The 19,011-nt window shown below is 61.7% G+C and carries 22 protein-coding genes; 12 read left to right on the top strand and 10 right to left on the bottom strand.

The window, feature by feature from the left end:
- Nucleotides 1-39: 39 nt before the first annotated feature.
- Complete coding sequence (locus KHP07_RS00790; RefSeq protein ID WP_060753112.1) at nt 40-489, top strand: YcgN family cysteine cluster protein; 450 nt, start codon at nt 40-42, stop codon at nt 487-489.
- Between the two features lie 13 nt (nt 490-502).
- A complete protein-coding gene (locus KHP07_RS00785; RefSeq protein WP_214496429.1) occupies nt 503-1,723 on the top strand; it encodes a hypothetical protein in 1,221 nt (406 codons plus the stop codon).
- A gap of 107 nt (nt 1,724-1,830) precedes the next feature.
- Here KHP07_RS00785 and KHP07_RS00780 read toward each other — a convergent pair whose 3' ends face one another.
- The 3 genes from KHP07_RS00780 to KHP07_RS00770 form a co-directional block, all read right to left on the bottom strand.
- Entirely contained in the window at nt 1,831-2,181 is a 351-nt protein-coding gene (locus tag KHP07_RS00780; protein ID WP_078047401.1) for a YgaP family membrane protein, read from the bottom strand.
- A 68-nt stretch (nt 2,182-2,249) separates the two neighbouring features.
- Nucleotides 2,250-2,717: an RNA methyltransferase gene (locus KHP07_RS00775; RefSeq protein ID WP_003189607.1), complete on the bottom strand. Its 468-nt coding sequence runs from the start codon at nt 2,715-2,717 to the stop codon at nt 2,250-2,252.
- Between the two features lie 166 nt (nt 2,718-2,883).
- Nucleotides 2,884-3,258 carry a YajD family HNH nuclease gene (locus tag KHP07_RS00770; protein ID WP_025858458.1) on the bottom strand — a complete coding sequence of 125 codons (375 nt, stop codon included), beginning with the start codon at nt 3,256-3,258 and terminating at the stop codon, nt 2,884-2,886.
- A gap of 98 nt (nt 3,259-3,356) precedes the next feature.
- Between KHP07_RS00770 and KHP07_RS00765 the strand changes: the two genes are divergently transcribed.
- Nucleotides 3,357-4,277, top strand: a complete 921-nt coding sequence (locus tag KHP07_RS00765) for a ParB/Srx family N-terminal domain-containing protein (RefSeq protein ID WP_214496428.1) — start codon at nt 3,357-3,359, stop codon at nt 4,275-4,277.
- 4 nt (nt 4,278-4,281) lie between these two features.
- On the opposite strand, the gene KHP07_RS00760 is transcribed toward KHP07_RS00765, so the two are convergent.
- Nucleotides 4,282-4,962, bottom strand: coding sequence for a spermidine synthase (locus KHP07_RS00760; protein ID WP_078047403.1), 681 nt, complete (start codon nt 4,960-4,962; stop codon nt 4,282-4,284).
- 78 nt (nt 4,963-5,040) lie between these two features.
- Between KHP07_RS00760 and KHP07_RS00755 the strand changes: the two genes are divergently transcribed.
- Entirely contained in the window at nt 5,041-5,319 is a 279-nt protein-coding gene (locus KHP07_RS00755; protein WP_034102519.1) for a hypothetical protein, read from the top strand.
- On the opposite strand, the gene KHP07_RS00750 is transcribed toward KHP07_RS00755, so the two are convergent.
- Nucleotides 5,316-5,789 carry a cyclic nucleotide-binding domain-containing protein gene (locus tag KHP07_RS00750; RefSeq protein WP_214496427.1) on the bottom strand — a complete coding sequence of 158 codons (474 nt, stop codon included), beginning with the start codon at nt 5,787-5,789 and terminating at the stop codon, nt 5,316-5,318. The genes KHP07_RS00755 and KHP07_RS00750 overlap by 4 nt on opposite strands.
- 70 nt (nt 5,790-5,859) lie before the next feature.
- On the bottom strand, nt 5,860-7,902 hold the full coding sequence (locus tag KHP07_RS00745) for a S9 family peptidase (RefSeq protein ID WP_214496426.1): 2,043 nt from the start codon (nt 7,900-7,902) through the stop codon (nt 5,860-5,862).
- A gap of 24 nt (nt 7,903-7,926) precedes the next feature.
- On the opposite strand from KHP07_RS00745, the gene KHP07_RS00740 reads away from it, so the two are divergent.
- Genes KHP07_RS00740 through KHP07_RS00730 form a run of 3 tightly spaced genes read left to right on the top strand, consistent with a single transcriptional unit; the run spans nt 7,927 to nt 9,824 of the window.
- Nucleotides 7,927-8,463 carry an MFS transporter gene (locus tag KHP07_RS00740; RefSeq protein ID WP_078047407.1) on the top strand — a complete coding sequence of 179 codons (537 nt, stop codon included), beginning with the start codon at nt 7,927-7,929 and terminating at the stop codon, nt 8,461-8,463.
- Nucleotides 8,464-8,493: 30 nt separating this feature from the next.
- Nucleotides 8,494-9,270: a class II glutamine amidotransferase gene (locus KHP07_RS00735; protein ID WP_016975237.1), complete on the top strand. Its 777-nt coding sequence runs from the start codon at nt 8,494-8,496 to the stop codon at nt 9,268-9,270.
- Between the two features lie 11 nt (nt 9,271-9,281).
- The gene (locus KHP07_RS00730; RefSeq protein ID WP_032888750.1) at nt 9,282-9,824 is read left to right on the top strand and encodes a DUF2937 family protein; all 543 of its coding nucleotides are present in this window, start codon (nt 9,282-9,284) and stop codon (nt 9,822-9,824) included.
- Nucleotides 9,825-9,933: 109 nt separating this feature from the next.
- Here KHP07_RS00730 and KHP07_RS00725 read toward each other — a convergent pair whose 3' ends face one another.
- Nucleotides 9,934-10,854 carry a LysR family transcriptional regulator gene (locus KHP07_RS00725; protein WP_100491289.1) on the bottom strand — a complete coding sequence of 307 codons (921 nt, stop codon included), beginning with the start codon at nt 10,852-10,854 and terminating at the stop codon, nt 9,934-9,936.
- A gap of 176 nt (nt 10,855-11,030) precedes the next feature.
- Here KHP07_RS00725 and KHP07_RS00720 point away from each other — a divergent pair, with 176 nt between their 5' ends.
- From KHP07_RS00720 to KHP07_RS00710, 3 genes are read left to right on the top strand one after another with little or no spacing between them, the layout of a single operon-like run.
- Nucleotides 11,031-11,771 (top strand): 5-oxoprolinase subunit PxpA, encoded by a 741-nt coding sequence (locus KHP07_RS00720; RefSeq protein ID WP_099494390.1) that lies wholly within the window; start codon nt 11,031-11,033, stop codon nt 11,769-11,771.
- Nucleotides 11,768-12,472 carry a 5-oxoprolinase subunit PxpB gene (gene pxpB, locus KHP07_RS00715; RefSeq protein ID WP_099494391.1) on the top strand — a complete coding sequence of 235 codons (705 nt, stop codon included), beginning with the start codon at nt 11,768-11,770 and terminating at the stop codon, nt 12,470-12,472. Before KHP07_RS00720 ends, pxpB begins: the two co-directional genes overlap by 4 nt.
- On the top strand, nt 12,469-13,383 hold the full coding sequence (locus KHP07_RS00710; RefSeq protein ID WP_100491288.1) for a 5-oxoprolinase subunit C family protein: 915 nt from the start codon (nt 12,469-12,471) through the stop codon (nt 13,381-13,383). Before pxpB ends, KHP07_RS00710 begins: the two co-directional genes overlap by 4 nt.
- Before the next feature lie 139 nt (nt 13,384-13,522).
- Here the strand turns inward: KHP07_RS00710 and KHP07_RS00705 are convergent, their stop codons facing one another.
- The 3 genes from KHP07_RS00705 to KHP07_RS00695 all read right to left on the bottom strand — a co-directional run bounded on the left by KHP07_RS00705 (nt 13,523) and on the right by KHP07_RS00695 (nt 16,722).
- Complete coding sequence (locus KHP07_RS00705) at nt 13,523-14,701, bottom strand: vWA domain-containing protein (RefSeq protein WP_078047413.1); 1,179 nt, start codon at nt 14,699-14,701, stop codon at nt 13,523-13,525.
- Entirely contained in the window at nt 14,701-15,546 is an 846-nt protein-coding gene (locus tag KHP07_RS00700) for an AAA family ATPase (protein ID WP_003189627.1), read from the bottom strand. The genes KHP07_RS00705 and KHP07_RS00700 overlap by 1 nt, the downstream gene beginning before the upstream one ends.
- Before the next feature lie 99 nt (nt 15,547-15,645).
- On the bottom strand, nt 15,646-16,722 hold the full coding sequence (locus tag KHP07_RS00695; RefSeq protein ID WP_078047414.1) for a DUF748 domain-containing protein: 1,077 nt from the start codon (nt 16,720-16,722) through the stop codon (nt 15,646-15,648).
- Nucleotides 16,723-16,847: 125 nt separating this feature from the next.
- On the opposite strand from KHP07_RS00695, the gene cysK reads away from it, so the two are divergent.
- The gene (gene cysK, locus KHP07_RS00690; RefSeq protein WP_214496425.1) at nt 16,848-17,822 is read left to right on the top strand and encodes a cysteine synthase A; all 975 of its coding nucleotides are present in this window, start codon (nt 16,848-16,850) and stop codon (nt 17,820-17,822) included.
- Nucleotides 17,823-17,998: 176 nt separating this feature from the next.
- A complete protein-coding gene (locus KHP07_RS00685; RefSeq protein WP_028619405.1) occupies nt 17,999-18,937 on the top strand; it encodes an aspartyl/asparaginyl beta-hydroxylase domain-containing protein in 939 nt (312 codons plus the stop codon).
- The last annotated feature ends 74 nt before the right edge of the window (nt 18,938-19,011 follow it).

The following is a 19,011-nucleotide window of genomic DNA, read 5'->3' as shown; positions in this document are numbered from 1 at the left end:
ACTGGCGGCCTTTTCACCTACCGATACTGATGTAGAGCCATGGCCGCCAAAGTCGAACCCTTCTGGATACGCAAAACCCTTGAACACCTCGATCAGGAGGAGTGGGAGTCGTTGTGCGACGGCTGTGGCCTGTGCTGCCTGCAAAAGCTTGAGGACGAAGACGACAACAGCGTCTATTACACGCGTATCGCCTGCAAACTGCTCGACCTGAAAACCTGCCAGTGCACTGACTACCCCAACCGCCGTGCGTCGGTGCCGGATTGCATCCAGCTCACCCCAGGCCAGGCCGACCAGTTCAAATGGCTGCCACCGACTTGTGCCTACCGCCTGGTCAGCGAGCGCAAGGACCTGCCGCTGTGGCACCACCTGGTCTGTGGCGACCGTGATGCCGTGCACCATGAACGCATTTCCCAGTCCGGGCGCATGCTCAGCGAAGGCAGCGTGCCCGAGGATGACTGGGAGGATTACCTGATTTTCCGCGCGGGCTGAACAAGGAGTGGGTATGAGGGTGGGATTCAAGCTGGCGGCATCGGTCGTGCTGCTGGCGCTGAGCACGTCGGCCTGGTGCGCGAAGAAAGTCGACCTGGACTACCACGTCAAGCTCCTGCCCCAGAGCGATCAGGCCGAGGTGCGTGTGAGCCTGTCCCAGGGCTCGGTGGTGCGCAGCCTCAACTTCGACCTCGGCCACGACGGTGACTACAGCGACTTCAAGGCCGACGGCCAGTGGAGCGTCAATGAGCACCGAGGCGTGTGGCAACCCAGCGTCAGCAAAGCCAGCCTCACCTACCGCGTGCGCCTTACCCATGCGCGCAAACCCGGTACTTATGAAACGCGGATGACGCCGAGCTGGGCGCTGTTTCGCGGCGAAGACCTGGTGCCGCCGGCGCGGCTCGACCAGCAGGACGGCATCGAGTTGGTCTCGCGCCTGGTGTTCGAGCTGCCGGCTGGCTGGAAAAGCGTCGAAACCGCCTGGCCGCGCATCGGCAAGCGCACATTCCGCATCGATAACGTTTCCCGCCTGTTCGACCGCCCCACCGGCTGGATGCTCGCCGGCAACCTCGGCAGCCGCCGGGTGCGCCTGGGCGAGACAGAAGTCACGGTGGCCTCGCCCAAAGGCCAGGCCATGCGGCGCATGGATGTGCTGACGTTGCTGACCTTTGTCTGGCCGCAGGTGGAGGCCGCTTTCCCGCGGCATCCGGCGAAACTGCTGGTGGTGGGCGCCAGTGATCCGATGCGCCGTGGCGCGTTCTCGGCGCGCGACTCGATCTACCTCAACAGCCGCACCCCACTGGTCAGCGAAAACGGCAGCAGCCCGTTGGTGCGGGAAGTGGTGCAGGCAATCGGGCGCTTCAATGACCACGACACCAGTGATTGGATCAGCGAAGGCCTGGCCGAGTACTACGGCATCGAACTGGTGCGCCGCGCCGGTGGCATCACCGATGAGCGGTATCAGGCGATACAGGCGCGGTTGACGAAGGAAGGCAAGGAGGTGACCAGCCTGCGCGGTGAGCACGTCAGTGGTGCGACGGTGTCACGGGCGGTGGTGATGCTGCAGGAACTGGATCGCGAGATTCGCGTGAAGACTCACAACAAGCGCTCCCTGGATGACCTCGCGCAAGCGGTAATGCGCGCCAACAGCATCACGACGGCGGAGTTCGTGCAGTTGGCAGAGAGCATCATTGGCGAGTCGTCGGTGGTGCTGGATAGCAAGCTGCTGCGTTGAACCCTTGCTGAACCTCCGCAATTCCTTGTAGGAGCCCGGCTTGCCGGCGATAGGGCCATCAAGGACGCCATCGCCGGTAAGCCGGGCTCCTACAGGTCGGGGTAATGTCAGCCGGTGGTTTTTACGGCTTTCTCAGCGGCCACTTCGGCCTTGGTCTTCAAGTTCTTCAATTCTTCCCCGGCCCGCTCGATCTTTGCGCGCACCGTGTTCATTTCCTGGCGGCCCTGTTCGAGCTTGTCCTTGAGCGTGCTGTGCCCGGTAAAACCACGGGCCAGTGCCACGCCGCCGATCGCCACTTGGATCAAGCCGAAAATCCCACCTCGGCGCAGGCCTTTGCCGACCATCATCACGCCACCGGCCACCGAGCCGATGCGCTCCCAACCGTGCACGTTCTGCGTGGGCTGGGTCTGGAACGGCGTGTGTTCGATGATAGGTCGCAAGGTTTTGCTGTCGCTCATGATCTGTCTCCAACGAGGGCTAGTGATAAATAGCTGACTGCCCGCAGGCGCCGGATGTTCCCTAAATCTCAGTACTTGGGACCCGAGCGGGTGTTGTTGCCCTTGGCCAGGCGGTCATAGAGCACCACGTTGACGGTGGCGGCGAGGTTCATGCAGCCGGTGGTCGGGATGTACACCACATCCTCACACCAGTCGCGTATCTCCTTGTCGAGGGAGCCGTCTTCCGGGCCGAAAATGTACAGCGCGCGGTCGGGGTGGGTGTATTCCGGCAGGGGGCGGGCACCCTCTACCAGTTCCACGGCGACGGGGATGCAGCCCAGGGGCAGGATCTTTTTTAGGTCATCAATGCCGATCAGCGGAATGTCGTGGTGGACCTTCTTGGTGTCGGTGATGAAGTCCCGGGCGCGCTCGTAACGCACGCCGGTGTAGAACACCGAGGCCACGCCGTAGCAGCCGGCGGCGCGCATGACCGAGCCAACGTTTTCGGGGGATTTGGGGTTGTACAGGCCGATGCAGCTGTAGCGTTTATTGCCCACGGGGAAGGGTGCCTTGGAGAAAAGCGGCGATTATACGGGGATTAGGCAGGGTGCGGTGTTGTCTGGGATATCGCTATCGCGGGCAAGCCCGGCTCCCACAGGGGAATGCATTCCAATTGTGGGAGCTGGCTTGCCTGCGAAGAGGCCGGCACAGTCAGCGACGATTTCAGTCGTCCTTCTTCATCAACCCTGCCAACGCCGCAAACGGGTTATGCGTGGCCTTGGCAATCGTCGGGCTGCTGGTGGAACCTTCGCCGAAGTACTGCTGGTCGGTGTAGCGCGAGTGTTCGTTGTCGTGGCAGTACAGGCAGAGCAACTCCCAGTTGGAACCGTCCTGGGGATTGTCATCATGATTGTGGTTTCGGTGGTGTACGGTCAGTTCACTCAGGCGTTTGCCAGAGAACTCACGGGCGCAGCGGCCGCACACGTGGGGGTACATCTTCAAGGCTTTGTCGCGGTAGCCCATTTCCCGGTCGCGCTGGGCATCGGCGAGGATGCGATCCAGCTTGGCGGTGTGGGAGGGCGGGTTGGTCGAGCTCATCATGGCTCCTGGCTGTTTGGTGGTTCACGGATAGGGTTGATTCTAGCCGCTCGCGATGTAAATAACCGCTTCACTTTATCGATAAGGATTTGAAACGCATGCGTCTGCATTCATGGACTGTTGCACTGTTGTTGTGTGGGCTCACGGCCCAAGCCCAGGCATTCTCTACACCACAACCCGGCCAGGTGATCGAGGTGGCCCTCGAGCAATTGCACCCGACCCAGGCGGTGGTGGGTTTTGACCAGATTTACTACAGCCTCGGCCTGTTCGCTGACAAACCCGCCAAGGTCTTCGATGAATACTGCGAAACCAACGGCCAGGGCGAGGCCGACAAAGTGCCCAAGAGCGCGGACCTGCACAAGCCGGCGAGCTTCACCTGCAAGGACCCGGTGGGTACCCATCCCGACGACATGAAAACCGTGGTCGTCGGCCCCGGCGGCCAGTTGTACCTGACCGACGGTCACCACAGCTTCACCACCTTGTGGGAAGTGCCCGGCGGTGGGCCTCGCCTGAACATGTGGGTCAAGGTCACCGATGACTTCAGCAACAGCCCGACCATGGCCAACTTCTGGCAGCGCATGGAGGCCGCGCGCAAGGTCTGGCTCAAGGACAATCAAGGCCAGACCCTGCCGCCCGAGCAACTGCCGGCGCACCTGGGCTTCAAGAACCTGCAGGACGACTCTTTCCGCAGCCTGGTGTATTTCACCCGCAAGGCTGCGTATGGCAAGCCTGAGGCCGGGGAGATCGCGCCAGAGTTCCTGGAGTTCTACTGGGGCAACTGGCTGCGCACTCAAATTGATCTGGGCAAGTACAACCTGAACAAGAAAGGTGGCTACAAGGACGCCATTGAGGCCGTGGCCAAGCGCATGGTCAGCCTGGCGCCGGGCTCACAGGTCGGCGATAGCGGTTTTACCGCCCATCAACTGGGCGGCATGACCGAGCTCGACCGCAATGAGCTGGAAAAGACCTTCGACAAAAAAGTCCCGTATGTGATCGATTACCGCAATTCCCTGCGCTAACCGATCACACCTTCTGCGCAATCCAGATGGTGTGTCGGGTGCCCTTGTTGCCATGGGCAAACACCTGCACTTCCTCGGCCTTGAAACCGGCCTTGCGTAGTTTGTCGCTGAACAGCTTGTCCGCGCTGGCCGACCACACGGCCAGCACGCCTTTAGGGCGCAGGGCCTTGGCGCAGGCGGCCAGGCCACCGGCGGAGTAGAGCCAGCTGTTGGCCCGTTGCGTCAGGCCTTCGGGGCCGTTGTCCACGTCCAGCATGATTGCGTCAAAGCCTTGAGGCTCGGCCTGTAGCACCTTGGCCACGTCTTCCTGGCGGATCACGGTACGCGGGTCCAGTAAGGGGCGGCCGGATTTTTCGCCTAGCGGGCCACGGTTCCATTCCACGACGCCGGGCACCAGCTCGGCGACGACCACTTCGGCAGTCTTGCCCAGATGCTTGAGCGCCGAGGCCAGGGTAAAGCCCATGCCCAAGCCGCCAATCAACACCCGCGAACCGGGGCGGCCGGCGACTTTGCGGCAGGGGATCTCCGCCAGTGCGTCTTCGGAGCCGTGCATGCGCGTGTTCATCAACTGGCCGCCGTCACCGCCCTGGATCTTGATGACAAAATCTTCACCGTACTCGAACAGGCACAAGGCACCGCCGTTATCGGGGATCGGGGTGGTGTCGAGCAGAACGAAACGTTTCATGGAAATCTCATTGGGAAGGGCATTCTTGCGCGGTTGGGAGTAGCCTTGTGACATTCCGGTCAGGCCATGGAGCCATCGATGAAGTGCAGCATTCTAACGGTCATTGTGTTGAGCGCGCTCGCATTGGGTGCGGCGCAGGCTCAGGAGTTGCAAACCGTACCGGTCGCGCCCGCTCCAACGCCAGGCGCGCCGGGCACCCCGACGCCGACCTTGTACCCGCAAATCACCCCGCCCGCGGTGCCCAAGACCAATGGCTCGCCACCCCTGGTGCCCATCGTGTTGCCCACGCCGCCAAAGGACCAAACCGTGCCTGGCCTGCTGCAAAACGACAGCAAGCCGAAGACGCCGGGCGGTTAGAACTGTTGGGACAGCAGTTGCCCGTCGGCCATGCGCAGGCGCTTGGACAGGGCAATCGCGATTGCGCGGATGATCTTGGCGGCCACCCTGGGAGCCTCGTTGAGCATCTTTTCCAGGGCATCCTTGCCCAGGTTCAGCAGCACGCAGTCGCTGGCCGCCACGCAGCTGGCCGAGCGCCGCTCGCCGTCCAGTACGGCCATTTCGCCAAAAGCCCGGCCACTGCGCAGGGTGGCGATGGTCAGGCGCTGGCCTTCATGGTTGGTTTTCTGCACTGCCACCTGGCCGCTGTGGATGATGCACATGAAGGTGCCGGCATCGCCCTCCAGGAAAATCACTTCGTCACGGGCAATGCTGCTGATATTGAAGTAGCCGGCGGCCACGTGAAAATCTTCCGGCAACAGCGGGTCGAACAGGCCGCAGTCCATGAGCATGTCGCGGATTTCGTTATTGAGAAGCGTCGGTTGTGACATGGCTGCAATCTTGGTCCATCAATCAGGTTGGGCGGTCCTGTGTTCAGACAGGAGCGCCCGGCTAAGTTCCTTAAACCAACCCCAGCGCCTTGAACACAAATGCATATTCGAGCGCTACGTCACGTAATCCCTGGTAACGACCGCTCATGCCGCCGTGGCCGGCGCCCAGTTCGGTCTTGAGCAGCAGCAGGTTGTCGTCGGTCTTGGTGTCACGCAACTTGGCCACCCACTTGGCGGCTTCCCAGTACTGCACGCGGCTGTCGTTGTAGCCGGCGATCACCAGCATGTGCGGGTAGGCCTGGGCGCTGACGTTCTCGTACGGTGCGTAGGCCTTGATGCGCTCGTACACCTCGGGCTCCTGCGGGTTGCCCCACTCGTCGTACTCGGTGATGGTCAACGGCAGTTCCGGGTCGAGCATGGTGTTGAGCACGTCGACGAACGGCACTTCGGCAATCGCCGCCTGGAACAGCTCGGGGCGCTGGTTGAGTACCGCGCCGATCAACAGGCCGCCGGCACTGCCGCCGCTGATGGCCAGTTGCTTGGAAGTGGTCAGGCCTTGGGCGATCAGGTGTTCGGCGCAGGCGATAAAGTCGCTGAAGGTGTTCTGCTTGTGTTCCTGCTTGCCCGCGCGGTACCAGGCTTCGCCCAGTTCGCCACCGCCGCGCACATGCGCAATGGCGAAGGCCACGCCTCGGTCCAGCAGGCTCAGGCGTGCGTGGGAAAACCAGGGGTCCAGGCTCGAACCGTAGGCCCCGTAGCCGTACAGGTACAGCGGCGTTGGCTTGCCCAACTGATCGCGCCTGACCACCAGGCTGATCGGCACCTGGGTGCCGTCCGCCGAGGTGGCCCACAGGCGCTGGCTCACATAGTCATCGGCATTGAATACACCGAGCACCGGGGTTTCCTTGAGCACCTGTTGCGCACCGTTGGCCAGCTCCAGCTGGCGGACTTGGGCCGGGCGGTTCAGGGCTTCATAGCGCAGTCGAATTTTGTCGCTGGTAAATTCCAGGCTGTTCTGGACGTAGAGGCTGTAGGCGGCGTCCGGCAATTCCACGCGATACGCCGACAGGCCTTCCGGGTGCACCTCGATCACCGGCAGGCCGCCGATGCGCAGGCTCAGGGTCATGGCGCTGGCATTCAGGCTCACTCCGTCGAGCATCACGTCGTCGCTGTGGGGGATCAGGTTCTGCCATTCATCCTCGGTTGGGATGTCGCCAATATCGGTGGCAACGAACAACGCGTAGTTGATGCCGTCGCGGTTGCTGCGGATAAACCAGGTCCACGCGCCATTCAACTGGCCATGGTCGACATCGTATTCATGGTCCTCGACCCGTGGCGCCAGGCAGGTGAACTCCAGGTGTGGCTGGTTGGCATCCAGCGCCCAGATTTCGCTGGTGGTCTTGCTGCCCAGTGACAGCAGCAGCTGGCGCTCGGAACTGGAACGGTAGCAATGCAGGAAGAATCGGCCGTCTGGCTCGTGGAACACTTCCTGCGCGGCCGTGCCGTCCAGGCGATAGCGATAGAGTTTGTGCGGGCGGTGGGTGTCGTCCAGTTCGCCGAAGAACAGGGTCAGGCTGTCGTTGGCCCAGGTCATGCTGCCGTCGCAGTCCTGGAACTCCAGTTCGCTGACTTTGCCGGTCGCGATTTCCTTCACGTACAGGGTGTAGATCTCTTCACCGCTGGTGTCGAGGCTGTAGGCCAGGCGCTGGTGATCGGGGCTGATGCTGAATGCGCCGAGGGAAAAGAAACCGCCATTGGCCAGCACGTTCGGGTCCAGCAACAATTCTTCGCTGCTGTCATCCACTTGGTTGCTGTCGTCGGCCGGACGGCGGCAGCGGTAGTGGCGGGCGTACTCGTCACCGGCGGTGGTGCGGGTGTAGTACAGGTACGGGCCCCACGGCGAGGGCAGGGACAAATCGGTTTCGAGAATGCGACCCTTGATCTCCTCGAACAGGCTTTCGCGCAGCGCCGCCTGGTCGGCGAGTTGGACGTCCTGCCAGGCGTTTTCGGCCTTGAGGTAGTCGAGCACCTCAGCGCTGTCACGCTCCTGCAGCCAGGCGTACGGGTCTGGGCCTGGGGCCTTGCGGGCAATCGGAGTGGTCGATGTAGGCATGGATTAATCTCTATCTGGCGGACGGTGGCAGCCATTGCAGCCGCGACACGCAAAAGCCGTTATCATAGCCGCCTGTTTGCCAACCTTGCCATGGACACCATGACCGAGAACGACTATCTGACCGCTTGGGGCCTTTACGCCTTCGCCGCTTTGGGCTGCCTGTTGGTGTGGTGGCGCATGACCCGCTGGATCTGGCGCTGGCTGCGCGAGCCGCTGCAACTGCTGATGGCGGTGCTGCTGTTCAGCCCGACCATCGTCGACCCGGTCAAGACCCAGTTCGCCCCGGCCGTGGCTATCACCGCCCTCGACCTGGTGCTCAAGGTCGGCAACAACGCCTGGCGGGCCATTTCCGATCTGTTCATGTACACCATGATCGCCTTTGGCGTGTACCTCGTGTTTGTGCTGATCCGCTGGCCCATCGAGCGCGCCGCCAACGCCCGCCGTGAGCGCAAGGCGGCTGCCGATGCAGCCCTGGCTGCCGAGCCGGATCAAGATGAAGACGACGTGCCTTTTCGCCGTCCTGCACCTGTGAGCGGTATGCGCGTAGAACCGCGCCTTTAACGTCGTCCGCCCTGCAGCGAGAGCCCTGGCATGTGTGAATTATTGGGCATGAGTGCCAACGTCCCCACCGACATCGTGTTCAGCTTTACCGGGCTGATGCAGCGCGGTGGGCGCACCGGCCCCCACCGTGACGGTTGGGGCATCGCCTTCTATGAAGGCCGTGGTCTGCGTCTGTTCCAGGACCCGGCCGCCAGCAGCGAATCGGAAGTCGCGCTGCTGGTGCAACGTTACCCGATCAAAAGTGAAGTGGTGATTGGCCATATCCGCCAGGCCAATGTCGGCAAGGTCAGCCTGGCCAACACCCACCCGTTCGTGCGCGAACTGTGGGGCCGCAACTGGTGCTTTGCGCACAACGGCCAGTTGGCGGACTTCAACCCCCGCGCCACCTTTTACCGCCCGGTGGGTGACACCGACAGCGAAGCGGCCTTCTGCGACCTGCTCAACCGCGTGCGCGAAGCGTTCCCTGAGCCGGTGGACATCGAAAAGGTGCTGCCCGACCTGATCGCCGCCTGTTCCGAATACCGCAGCAAAGGCGTGTTCAACTGCCTGCTCAGCGACGGCGACTGGCTGTTTTGCTACTGCTCGACCAAATTGGCGCAGATCACCCGTCGCGCACCCTTTGGTCCTGCACGCTTGAAAGATGTCGACGTGATCGTCGATTTTCAGGCCGAAACCACGCCCAATGATGTGGTAACGGTGATTGCCACCGAACCTTTGACCGACAACGAAAACTGGACCCGCTACGAACCGGGCCAATGGAGCCTGTGGCGACGCGGTGAATGCGTCAGCCAGGGCATCACCGAGTAAGGATATCGCCCATGTTGCTCAGTTATCTGCGGTTGGTGCTGTTTGCCATTGGCCTGTTGGTCGGTGTGCAAGTGCCGGGCTTCATCAATGATTACGCCAAGCGTGTCGAAGCCCACCTGATCGAGGCCCAGACCGGCCTCAGCGGGTTTGAAACCACCGCACGGCAGTTCTTCAACGGCGATTTGAAGGCGTTGGTGGCGCATTACCGTGCCAGTGACGACCCGGTGTTCCAGAGCGACGCCAACAGCCTGGGCGCCATGCTTGACCGCCAGGTGGCGTTGGACAAGCAATTCCAGGCCATGCAAGGCCCGTGGTACATCCGCGCCCTGCAAGTAGCGGTGGCCGCCGACCCGGATATCCGCCAGGAAACCTGGAATGGCTACAGCTACCAGATCCTGCTGACGCCTGAGGCAATGGGCTGGGGCCTGGGCGGGGCGATGCTGCTGTCGTTTGGCCTGGAGTGCCTGTTCCGCCTGATCGACTGGGTGGTGTTGGGCGGCAAGCGCCTGCGCCAGAGCCGGCCGATTGAAGAGCGCGACCTCAAAGGCCTCTAAAGACCGACGCGGTCAACTGTGGGAGCTGGCTTGCCTGCGATAGCTATTTATCAGTTAATGCATCAGTGACTGATACACCGCTATCGCAGGCAAGCCAGCTCCCACAGTTTTAACCGGGTTTCGTCAGTAACATTCTGTCTTCACCGACTTCCCCGGCATAGCGGGCAACGACTTTCTGACACAACCCCACAATCTCCTCCACCAACTCCACCCCCACGCGCCACGACACCACCACCTGCAAGTTCGGCAGTTTCTGCGCCATCGGCAGCATCACCAGTTCGCCGCGCGCCAGTTCTTCGCTGACCAGCACCGGCGGCAGCGCGCCAATGCCAAAGCCATCGCGCAGCAGGCGGGTAATCGCCGACACCGAGTTCACACAGTTCATGCGGGGCGCGGCCACGCCGTTGGCCTGCATCAGGCGGATAACGTCCTGGTGCGGGTGGGAGTTTTTCGAGTAGGTGATGATGCGCTCCTGGGCCAGTTCGGCCAGGGAAGCGTAGTCACGGTTGTAGATCGATTGGCTGGCAACGATCCAGGCCATGGGGTGGCTGGCCAGCTCCAGGCTGCGCACGGTTTCGAGGCGCAGCAGGTCGGTTTGCAGAATCAGGTCGAGAAAGCCTTTTTGCAGCTGATCGCTGAGGTTCAACGCGGTATCGGCGACCAACTCGATTTCCACCAGGGGGAAGTGGTCCATCAGTTCGGCGACCAAGGGGCTGAGCCAGGTGTGGATCACCGTGTCCATGGCGCCGATCCGAATGCGCCCGACCTTGCTGCTGGTGGTCTCCAGGGACTGCTTCAAGCCCTGCATGGTCACCATCATCTGCTCGGCATAGTCGAGCACCTTCAAGCCTTCCGGGGTCAGGCTCACACCACGGGAGTCGCGCAGAAACAGCTTCACCCCCAGCTCGCTTTCCAGCACCGCGATGCGGCTGGAGATCGACGCCTGGGTGGTGAACAACTTCTCGGCGGTCAGGCGGAAACTCTTGAGCTTGGCCACCCAGACGAAGGTTTCGAGGAACTTCAAATTCATGGGATCAACTTTTTCTTATGCATGGATCGGTTTTTATTAGTTGGACGCCGCACCGGGCCCGCGCCAAAAATCGAGCCATTCCACGATAAGCGCCGTTGGGGTGCCAGGACAAGTTGCGAGTTCTGTGTAAAAAATCCCACACTACAAAAAAATAAAGCCTACAGGAGCAACAGCCCGTGAGCCGTCTTTTACTCAATTGCGACATTGGCGAAAGCTTTGGCAACTGGACCATGGGTCTGGACGCCGAGGTCATGCCGTTCATTGATTGCGCCAACGTGGCCTGTGGCTTTCATGCCGGCGACCCCAGCATCATGCGCAAGACCGTCAGCCTGGCGCTCAAGCACGGCGTGCAAGTCGGCGCGCACCCGGCGTACCAGGACCTGCAAGGCTTTGGCCGTCGCTCCATGGCCTACACCCCTCAAGAAATCCAGGACCTGTTGCACTACCAGATTGGTGCCCTCGACGGCATCTGCCGCGCCCAGGGCGGGCGTGTCAGCTACGTGAAGCCCCACGGTGCGATGTACAACGACATGATGGCCAACCCCGCGCAGTTGCGTGCGGTGATCCAGGCCGTTGCGGCCTACGGCGAACTGCCGTTGATGCTGCTCGCCACCCGCGACAACAGCGCGGCCCAGGCCCTGGGCGACGAATACGGTGTCACGCTGTGGTTCGAAGCCTTCGCTGACCGTGCCTACGACCACAAGGGGCACTTGGTCTCCCGCCAGTTACCCGGCGCCGTGCACCACGATTGCGACACCATCGTGCAGCAAGCCCTGACCATTTCGCGCCGCGAAGCGCTGATCGCCAGCGACGGCAGCCCGCTGGTGCTGCAGGCCAACACGCTATGCGTGCACGGCGACAACGCCAGTTCGGTCGCCGCCGTGCAGCGCATCCGCGAGGCATTGAAGCCAGTATGAAGGCACGGATTGAAGTGGTCGCCATCGACTGCCTGATGGTGCGTCTGTTTGATGCAATCGCCGAAACCAATATGCCGTGGATGCTGGCCGCTACCCAGCGCCTGCGCAGTGGTTTTGGTGCCGCATTGGTGGACCTGGTGCCGTCCTACACCACCTTGATGGTGCATTACGACCTCACCGCAGTGAGCCCGGCCCAGGCACGGGAATGGATCGACCAGGCCCTCATCGACCTGCAGCCCCAAGCCCAGGGCAGCGGCCAGTGCCATGTGCTGCCGGTGTGGTATGACCTGAGTGTCGGCCCCGAGTTGAGCTTGCTCAGCCAGCGCAGTGGCCTGTCTGTCGATGACGTGATCCGGCGCCACAGCGCCCACGAATACCAGGTATTCGCCCTCGGCTTCGCCCCCGGTTTTGCCTTTATGGGCCTGGTGGATGAAAGCCTCGCCACCCCGCGCCTCAACACCCCACGCAAACGCGTGGCGGCTGGTAGCGTCGGCATCGCCGAACGCCAGACCGCCGCCTACCCGGTGGTGTCGCCCGGCGGCTGGAACCTGATCGGTCGCACGCCGGCCAAACTCTTCGACCGCGAGCGCGACGGCTACAGCCTGATGCAACCGGGCGACACCGTGCGCTTCGCGCCGGTCGGTCACGCTGAATTCATCAAACTGGGTGGCGATGACACGCCGTTGGAGGCGCAGGCATGAGCCGCTTGATCATCGAGGCCAGCACGCCGCTGTGCCTGTTGCAGGACGCCGGTCGCTTTGGCGTGCGCCACCTGGGCGTGACCCAGGGCGGGGCGCTGGATTGGGTGTCGATGTCCTGGGCCAACTGGCTGCTGGGCAATGCACTGGACGCGCCGGTGGTGGAAATCACCCTGGGCGGTTTCACCGTGCAAGCCGAGGCGTATTGCCTGCTGGCCCTGGCCGGTGCGGACCTGGGTGCCTACATCGACGAGCGCGCCATCAGCCCCGGCCGCAGTTTCATCCTGCAAAAGGGCCAGCGCTTGCGTTTCACCCAGCCGTTCAGCGGTGCGCGTGCCTACCTGGCAGCACCGGGCGGGTTTGATGCGCCGGATGTACTCGGCAGTTGCGCCACGGTGGTGCGGGAAGAACTGGGCGGGGTGGACGGTTTCGGCAAGGCGTTGGCCGAGGGCGGGCGCCTGGCGTATTCCGGTGTGGGCGGTGCACTGAAAGGGCTGAACGATCCAGGCCTGCCGGCCAAGGCAGCATTGGACGTGATCGTGGGCGCGCAGATCGGCCAGTTCAGCGGCCAAAGCCTGTTCGATGCCTTCAACACCGACTGGGCCCTCGACAGCCGCGCCGACCGCATGGGCATGCGCCTGCTGGGCACGCCGTTGCAGTATCAAGGGCCGTCGCTGATTTCCGAGGGCATTCCGCTGGGGGCGATCCAGGTGCCGCCGGACGGTCAGCCGATCGTGTTGCTCAATGACCGGCAGACCATCGGTGGCTATCCGCGCCTGGGCGCGTTGACGCCGCTGTCGCTGGCGCGGCTGGCGCAGTGCTTGCCGGGGGAGACGGTGCGCTTGGCGCCGGTCGTACAACAGACAGCCCACCAGCAGCACATCGACTTTCTAAAGCGGTTCACCACGACCTGAAAAACACTGAGGTCAAAATGTGGGACGGGGCTTGCCCCCGATGGCAGTGTCTCAGTCAACACATCAGTGACTGGGCCTCTGCTATCGGGCGCAAGCCCCCTCCCACATTGGATCTCCCACAGTATTAGGGGGGGGGCGTTTATTTGGAGAGGAAGCGCATCCCTTCTTCAAGCCCGCGCAAGGTCAGCGGATACATCTGATCCTCCACCAGTTCCCGCACGATCCCCGTCGACGCCGTATAACCCCAAGTGTCCTTCGGATACGGATTAATCCAGATCAGCTTCTTGTACTTGGCCATGAAGCGCTGCATCCACACATAGCCCGGCTCTTCGTTCCAGTGCTCGACGCTGCCGCCGGCCTGGGTGATCTCATAGGGCGCCATCGATGCGTCGCCGATAAAGATCACTTTGTAATCTGCGCCGTACTTGTGCAGCAGGTCCTGGGTAGAGGTGCGCTCCGAGGTGCGGCGCTGGTTGTTCTTCCACACCGACTCGTACACGAAGTTGTGGAAGTAGAAGTACTCCAAGTGCTTGAACTCGGTCTTGCACGCGGAGAACAGCTCTTCGCAGATCTTCACGTGGGCGTCCATCGAGCCGCCGATATCGAACAGCAACAGCAGCTTGATGGTGTTGCGCCGCTCCGGTCGCATCTGGATATTCAATAAGCCGGCATCGCGGGCGGTGTGGTCGATGGTGCCGTCGATATCCAGCTCTTCCGCCGCGCCCTGGCGCGCAAACTTGCGCAGGCGCCGCAGGGCCACCTTGATATTGCGCGTGCCCAGTTCCACCTGGTCGTCGAGGTTCTTGTACTCGCGCTGGTCCCAGACCTTCACGGCCTTGCCCTGACGCTTGCCGGCGTCGCCGACGCGAATGCCTTCGGGGTTATAGCCGCCGGAGCCAAATGGGCTGGTGCCGCCGGTGCCGATCCACTTGTTGCCGCCGGCGTGGCGTTCCTTTTGTTCCTCCAGGCGCTTCTTGAATTCCTCGATCAGCTTGTCGAGTCCGCCGAGGGACTGGATCTGCGCGCGCTCCTCATCGGTCAGCGAGCGCTCGAACTCCTTGCGCAGCCACTCTTCGGGGATCAGCGCCTGCAGGTGGTCGTCGAGTTTTTCCAGGCCGTTGAAATAGGCGCCGAAAGCTCGGTCGAACTTGTCGTAATGCCGCTCGTCCTTCACCAGGATCGCCCGGGACAAGTAGTAGAACTCGTCCATGTCGGCGAAGGTGACGCGCTGTTTCAACGCGTTGATCAGGTCGAGCAGCTCACGCACCGACACCGGCACCTTGGCTGCACGCATTTCATTGAACAGGTTGAGCAACATCAGCGATTACCGCGACGGCTCATGAACGCCAGACGTTCCAGCAATTGCACGTCTTGCTCGTTCTTGACCAGGGCGCCGGCCAGCGGCGGGATAGCCTTGGTCGGGTCGCGCTCGCGCAGCACGGCTTCGCCGATGTTGTCGGCCATCAGCAACTTGAGCCAGTCGACCAGCTCGGAGGTGGACGGTTTTTTCTTGAGGCCCGGTACTTTGCGTACATCGAAGAACACGTCCAGCGCTTCGCTGACCAGGTCTTTCTTGATGTCCGGGTAGTGCACATCCACGATCTTTTGCAGGGTGGTGCGGTCGGGGAAGGCGATGTAATGGAAGAAGCAGCGGCGCAGGAACGCGTCCGGCAGTTCTTTTTCGTTGTTGGAGGTAATGATGATGATCGGGCGTTTCTTCGCCTTGATGGTCTCGTCGATTTCGTAGACGTAGAACTCCATCTTATCGAGTTCTTGCAGCAGGTCGTTGGGGAACTCGATGTCGGCCTTGTCGATTTCGTCGATCAGCAGGATCACCCGCTCTTCGGACTCGAAGGCTTCCCAAAGCTTGCCCTTCTTCAAGTAATTGCGCACGTCGTGCACCTTGTCCACGCCCAGTTGCGAGTCGCGCAGGCGGCTGACCGCGTCGTACTCGTACAGGCCCTGGTGGGCCTTGGTGGTGGACTTGATGTGCCAGGTGATCAGCCGGGCGCCGAAGGATTCGGCCAGTTGCTCGGCGAGCATCGTCTTGCCGGTGCCCGGTTCGCCCTTGACCAGCAGCGGACGCTCCAGGGTGATGGCAGCGTTGACGGCCAGTTTCAGGTCATCGGTGGCAACATAGGCCTGGGTGCCTTCGAACTTCATCGGTGTTTCCTCGAATTCATCAATGCCGGGACTATACCGCGCAGCCCCGGCGACTGTGAACGCAGGCGGGTTATTCAGTCTCTGAATGACCGGTCACGTTCAATCCGCCGAGGGCTTGGGCTGTTCATACCGTGCGTTGAACGCCTGGATGAACCCGTTACGCAAAATCGACAAAAACGCCGAAAACGCGCTGACATTTTGCTGGTGCACGCTGCCACTGAGTTCCACGCGCGTGGCGAACTGGTTCTTGCTCTGGTTTTTCAGCACGGTCTCACTGGCGCCCACCACGGCTTCCCAGATCGAACGGAAGATGTTCTTGTCTTTGTTTTCCACGTCCTGCTGCCAATCAAACACCTCGACATCGCGCAGCAGCGGCTTGATGTAGCCGGTCAATTGGCCTTTCTCGGCCTGGGCTTCGATCACTACGTCGCCGGTGCCGGCCTTGAAGTCAAACTTGCCATAGGCCGAGGCGAAGTCATTCATGCGCTTGAGCTGCAAGTCCCTGGCGCGGAAACGGAATTCAAAGTTTTCGAAATCGCTCAACGGGTCGAAGGTAGCGGTGGCTTCCAGCGGCGCCTGGCCCTGGAGCAAGGCCTTGCCGTCGAAGCGCGCATCACGCTTGCCTTCGACGTCCACCACATTGGTCAGGTTGTAAAAGCTGGCGTTGACCGAAGTGGCATTGATGTTCACTGGGGGTTTGGAGTTGAAGTTACGGAAGCTGATCTTGCCGTCTTGGATCCGCACTTCATCGAGGGTGATGGGCGCCAGCTTGCTCAATTGCTCGCGCCAGTCGGTGCCCTTACCGGTCTGGGACGCCTGCTTGTTGGCGCCGCCGTCGACAAAGTTCACTTCTGGGTTGATAAACAGCACCTTGGCGACCACTGCATGGTCGTACCACAGCGCGTGCCAGCTCACCGCTAGGTCGATCATTGGCGCCTTGACGAACGGTACTGGCACCTTGCCATCTACCTTGATGATCTCCAGGCCGTTGATCTTGTAGGCGCCGCGCCACAGGGCCAGGTCGACATCCGTGACGTGGCCGCGGTAGTCGCCCATGTCGGCGAGTTTGTCATTCAGGTAGTTACGCACCAGATAGGGCAGGGCGATGGCCATGGCGACCAGCACCACCACCAGCCCGGCGACAGTCCATAGTGGCCAGCTGTAGCGACGTTTCATGGGGCAGTCCTCTTTGCTCGTAGGAGATTGACTACGATCAAGTGCGCAACGTTCCTCTGACTGGACGCCTTGCAGCACGAGGCATACCCTTGGGACCTTCCAGAAATCGAGCAATAGGACCCGTCATGAGCCGTATCTTTGCAGACAACGCGCACTCCATCGGTAATACGCCCCTGGTTCAGATTAACCGGATCGCACCGCGTGGCGTGACTATCCTGGCCAAGATCGAAGGGCGTAATCCGGGTTACTCGGTGAAGTGCCGCATTGGCGCAAACATGATCTGGGACGCCGAAAGCACCGGCAAGCTCAAGCCGGGCATGACCATTGTCGAACCGACCTCCGGCAACACCGGCATCGGCCTGGCATTTGTCGCTGCCGCCCGTGGCTACAAGCTGCTGTTGACCATGCCGGCGTCCATGAGCATCGAGCGGCGCAAGGTACTCAAGGCCCTCGGCGCCGAATTGGTGCTGACCGAGCCGGCCAAAGGCATGAAGGGCGCAATCGAAAAAGCCGGCGAAATCGTCGCCAGCGATCCGGCCACTTACTTTATGCCGGCCCAATTCGAAAACCCGGCCAACCCAGCCATCCACGAGAAAACCACCGGCCCGGAAATCTGGAACGACACCGATGGCGCCGTGGACGTACTGGTCGCGGGCGTGGGCACCGGCGGTACCATCACTGGCGTGTCGCGCTACATTAAGAACATCGCGGGCAAGCCGATCCTGTCGGTGGCCGTCGAGCCAATGGTCTCGCCGGTGATTACCCAGGCGCTGGCGGGTGAAGAGATCAAGCCCAGCCCGCACAAGATCCAGGGTATTGGCGCGGGTTTCGTCCCCAAGAACCTGGACTTGTCGATGGTCGACCGCGTGGAACTGGTGACCGACGACGAATCCAAGGCCATGGCCCTGCGCCTGATGCAGGAAGAGGGGATTCTGTGCGGTATCTCCTGCGGCGCCGCGATGGCCGTGGCGGTACGCTTGGCCGAGAAACCGGAGATGCAGGGCAAGACCATCGTGGTGATCCTGCCGGACTCCGGTGAGCGCTACCTGTCGAGCATGCTGTTCAGCGATTTGTTTACCGATCAAGAAAACCAGGCTTGATGTATGTCTTGGGGGGAGCGGGGCAAGCCCGCTCACCCCAACAATCCTGCTCACCACAGGGGGTTGATGTGAGTCAGCGTTACTAAGCTAGGCCTTCTGCATAATGGCCCAACTGTTTATCATGGCCGGCTGCTACGTCTGCTGTTGGCCAGGCGCTTATTTCCAGGAGTTGCTGCATGACCTTTTCTTTGGCCGCCAAACTGTCGGTACTGGCGCTGTTTATCGGCAGCACGTTGTATGTGCACCTGCGCGGCAAGGCGCGTTTGCCGCTGTTGCGCCAGTTCGTCAACCATTCGGCACTGTTCGCCCCCTATAACGCCCTGATGTACCTGTTCTCGGCCGTGCCGTCCAAGCCGTACCTGGACCGCAGCAAGTTCCCGGAACTGGATGTACTCAAGGACAACTGGGAAGTGATCCGCGAAGAGGCCATGCACCTGTTCGACGAGGGTTACATCCGCGCGGCGGAAAAGAACAACGATGCCGGCTTCGGTTCGTTCTTCAAGAAGGGCTGGAAGCGTTTCTACCTCAAGTGGTACGACAAACCGCTGCCATCGGCCGAGGCCCTGTGCCCGAAAACCGTGGCGCTGGTGAGCAGCATCCCCAACGTCAAGGGCGCAATGTTCGCGCTGTTGCCGGGTGGCAGCCACCTCAACCCGCACCGCGACCCGTTCGCCGGTTCCCTGCGTTATCACTTGGGCCTGTCCACACCGAACTCCGACGACTGTCGCATCTTTGTCGACGGCCAGGTGTACGCCTGGCGCGACGGTGAAGACGTGATGTTCGACGAGACCTACGTGCACTGGGTCAAGAACGAAACCGAGCAGACCCGCGTGATCCTGTTCTGCGACATCGAACGCCCCCTGAGCAACCGCGTGATGACCCGCGTCAACCGCTGGGTCAGCAAGCAACTGGGCCGCGCGACCGCGCCGCAGAACCTCGACGACGAGCGTGTTGGCGGGATCAACCAGGCCTATGCCTGGAGCAAGACCTTCAGCGACAAGTTCAGCGGTGTGGTCAAGCAGTGGAAGCGCAAGCATCCGAAGGCGTACCGCATTGCGCGGCCGGTGCTGGCGGTGGTGGTGCTGGTGCTGCTGTGGAAGTGGTTGTTCGGCTGATTTGAAATGCAGTCAAAACTGTGGGAGCGGGCTTGCTCGCGAATGCGGAGTGTCAGTCGATGCATTCTTGACTG

Source organism: Pseudomonas sp. VS40, from assembly GCF_018587885.1.
Classification (GTDB): Bacteria; Pseudomonadota; Gammaproteobacteria; order Pseudomonadales; family Pseudomonadaceae; genus Aquipseudomonas; species Aquipseudomonas pergaminensis.
Note: the sequence above shows the minus strand (reverse complement) of the source record. Positions and strands in the feature narration are given on the sequence as shown.

Coding starts and splice junctions, on each gene's coding strand:
- KHP07_RS00790 (WP_060753112.1), top strand. CDS start 40: ATGGCCGCCAAAGTCGAACCCTTCTGGATACGCAAAACCCTTGAACAC.
- KHP07_RS00785 (WP_214496429.1), top strand. CDS start 503: ATGAGGGTGGGATTCAAGCTGGCGGCATCGGTCGTGCTGCTGGCGCTG.
- KHP07_RS00780 (WP_078047401.1), bottom strand. CDS start 2,181: ATGAGCGACAGCAAAACCTTGCGACCTATCATCGAACACACGCCGTTC.
- KHP07_RS00770 (WP_025858458.1), bottom strand. CDS start 3,258: ATGAGCTCGACCAACCCGCCCTCCCACACCGCCAAGCTGGATCGCATC.
- KHP07_RS00765 (WP_214496428.1), top strand. CDS start 3,357: ATGCGTCTGCATTCATGGACTGTTGCACTGTTGTTGTGTGGGCTCACG.
- KHP07_RS00760 (WP_078047403.1), bottom strand. CDS start 4,962: ATGAAACGTTTCGTTCTGCTCGACACCACCCCGATCCCCGATAACGGC.
- KHP07_RS00755 (WP_034102519.1), top strand. CDS start 5,041: ATGAAGTGCAGCATTCTAACGGTCATTGTGTTGAGCGCGCTCGCATTG.
- KHP07_RS00750 (WP_214496427.1), bottom strand. CDS start 5,789: ATGTCACAACCGACGCTTCTCAATAACGAAATCCGCGACATGCTCATG.
- KHP07_RS00745 (WP_214496426.1), bottom strand. CDS start 7,902: ATGCCTACATCGACCACTCCGATTGCCCGCAAGGCCCCAGGCCCAGAC.
- KHP07_RS00735 (WP_016975237.1), top strand. CDS start 8,494: ATGTGTGAATTATTGGGCATGAGTGCCAACGTCCCCACCGACATCGTG.
- KHP07_RS00730 (WP_032888750.1), top strand. CDS start 9,282: ATGTTGCTCAGTTATCTGCGGTTGGTGCTGTTTGCCATTGGCCTGTTG.
- KHP07_RS00725 (WP_100491289.1), bottom strand. CDS start 10,854: ATGAATTTGAAGTTCCTCGAAACCTTCGTCTGGGTGGCCAAGCTCAAG.
- pxpB (WP_099494391.1), top strand. CDS start 11,768: ATGAAGGCACGGATTGAAGTGGTCGCCATCGACTGCCTGATGGTGCGT.
- KHP07_RS00710 (WP_100491288.1), top strand. CDS start 12,469: ATGAGCCGCTTGATCATCGAGGCCAGCACGCCGCTGTGCCTGTTGCAG.
- KHP07_RS00705 (WP_078047413.1), bottom strand. CDS start 14,701: ATGTTGCTCAACCTGTTCAATGAAATGCGTGCAGCCAAGGTGCCGGTG.
- KHP07_RS00700 (WP_003189627.1), bottom strand. CDS start 15,546: ATGAAGTTCGAAGGCACCCAGGCCTATGTTGCCACCGATGACCTGAAA.
- KHP07_RS00695 (WP_078047414.1), bottom strand. CDS start 16,722: ATGAAACGTCGCTACAGCTGGCCACTATGGACTGTCGCCGGGCTGGTG.
- cysK (WP_214496425.1), top strand. CDS start 16,848: ATGAGCCGTATCTTTGCAGACAACGCGCACTCCATCGGTAATACGCCC.
- KHP07_RS00685 (WP_028619405.1), top strand. CDS start 17,999: ATGACCTTTTCTTTGGCCGCCAAACTGTCGGTACTGGCGCTGTTTATC.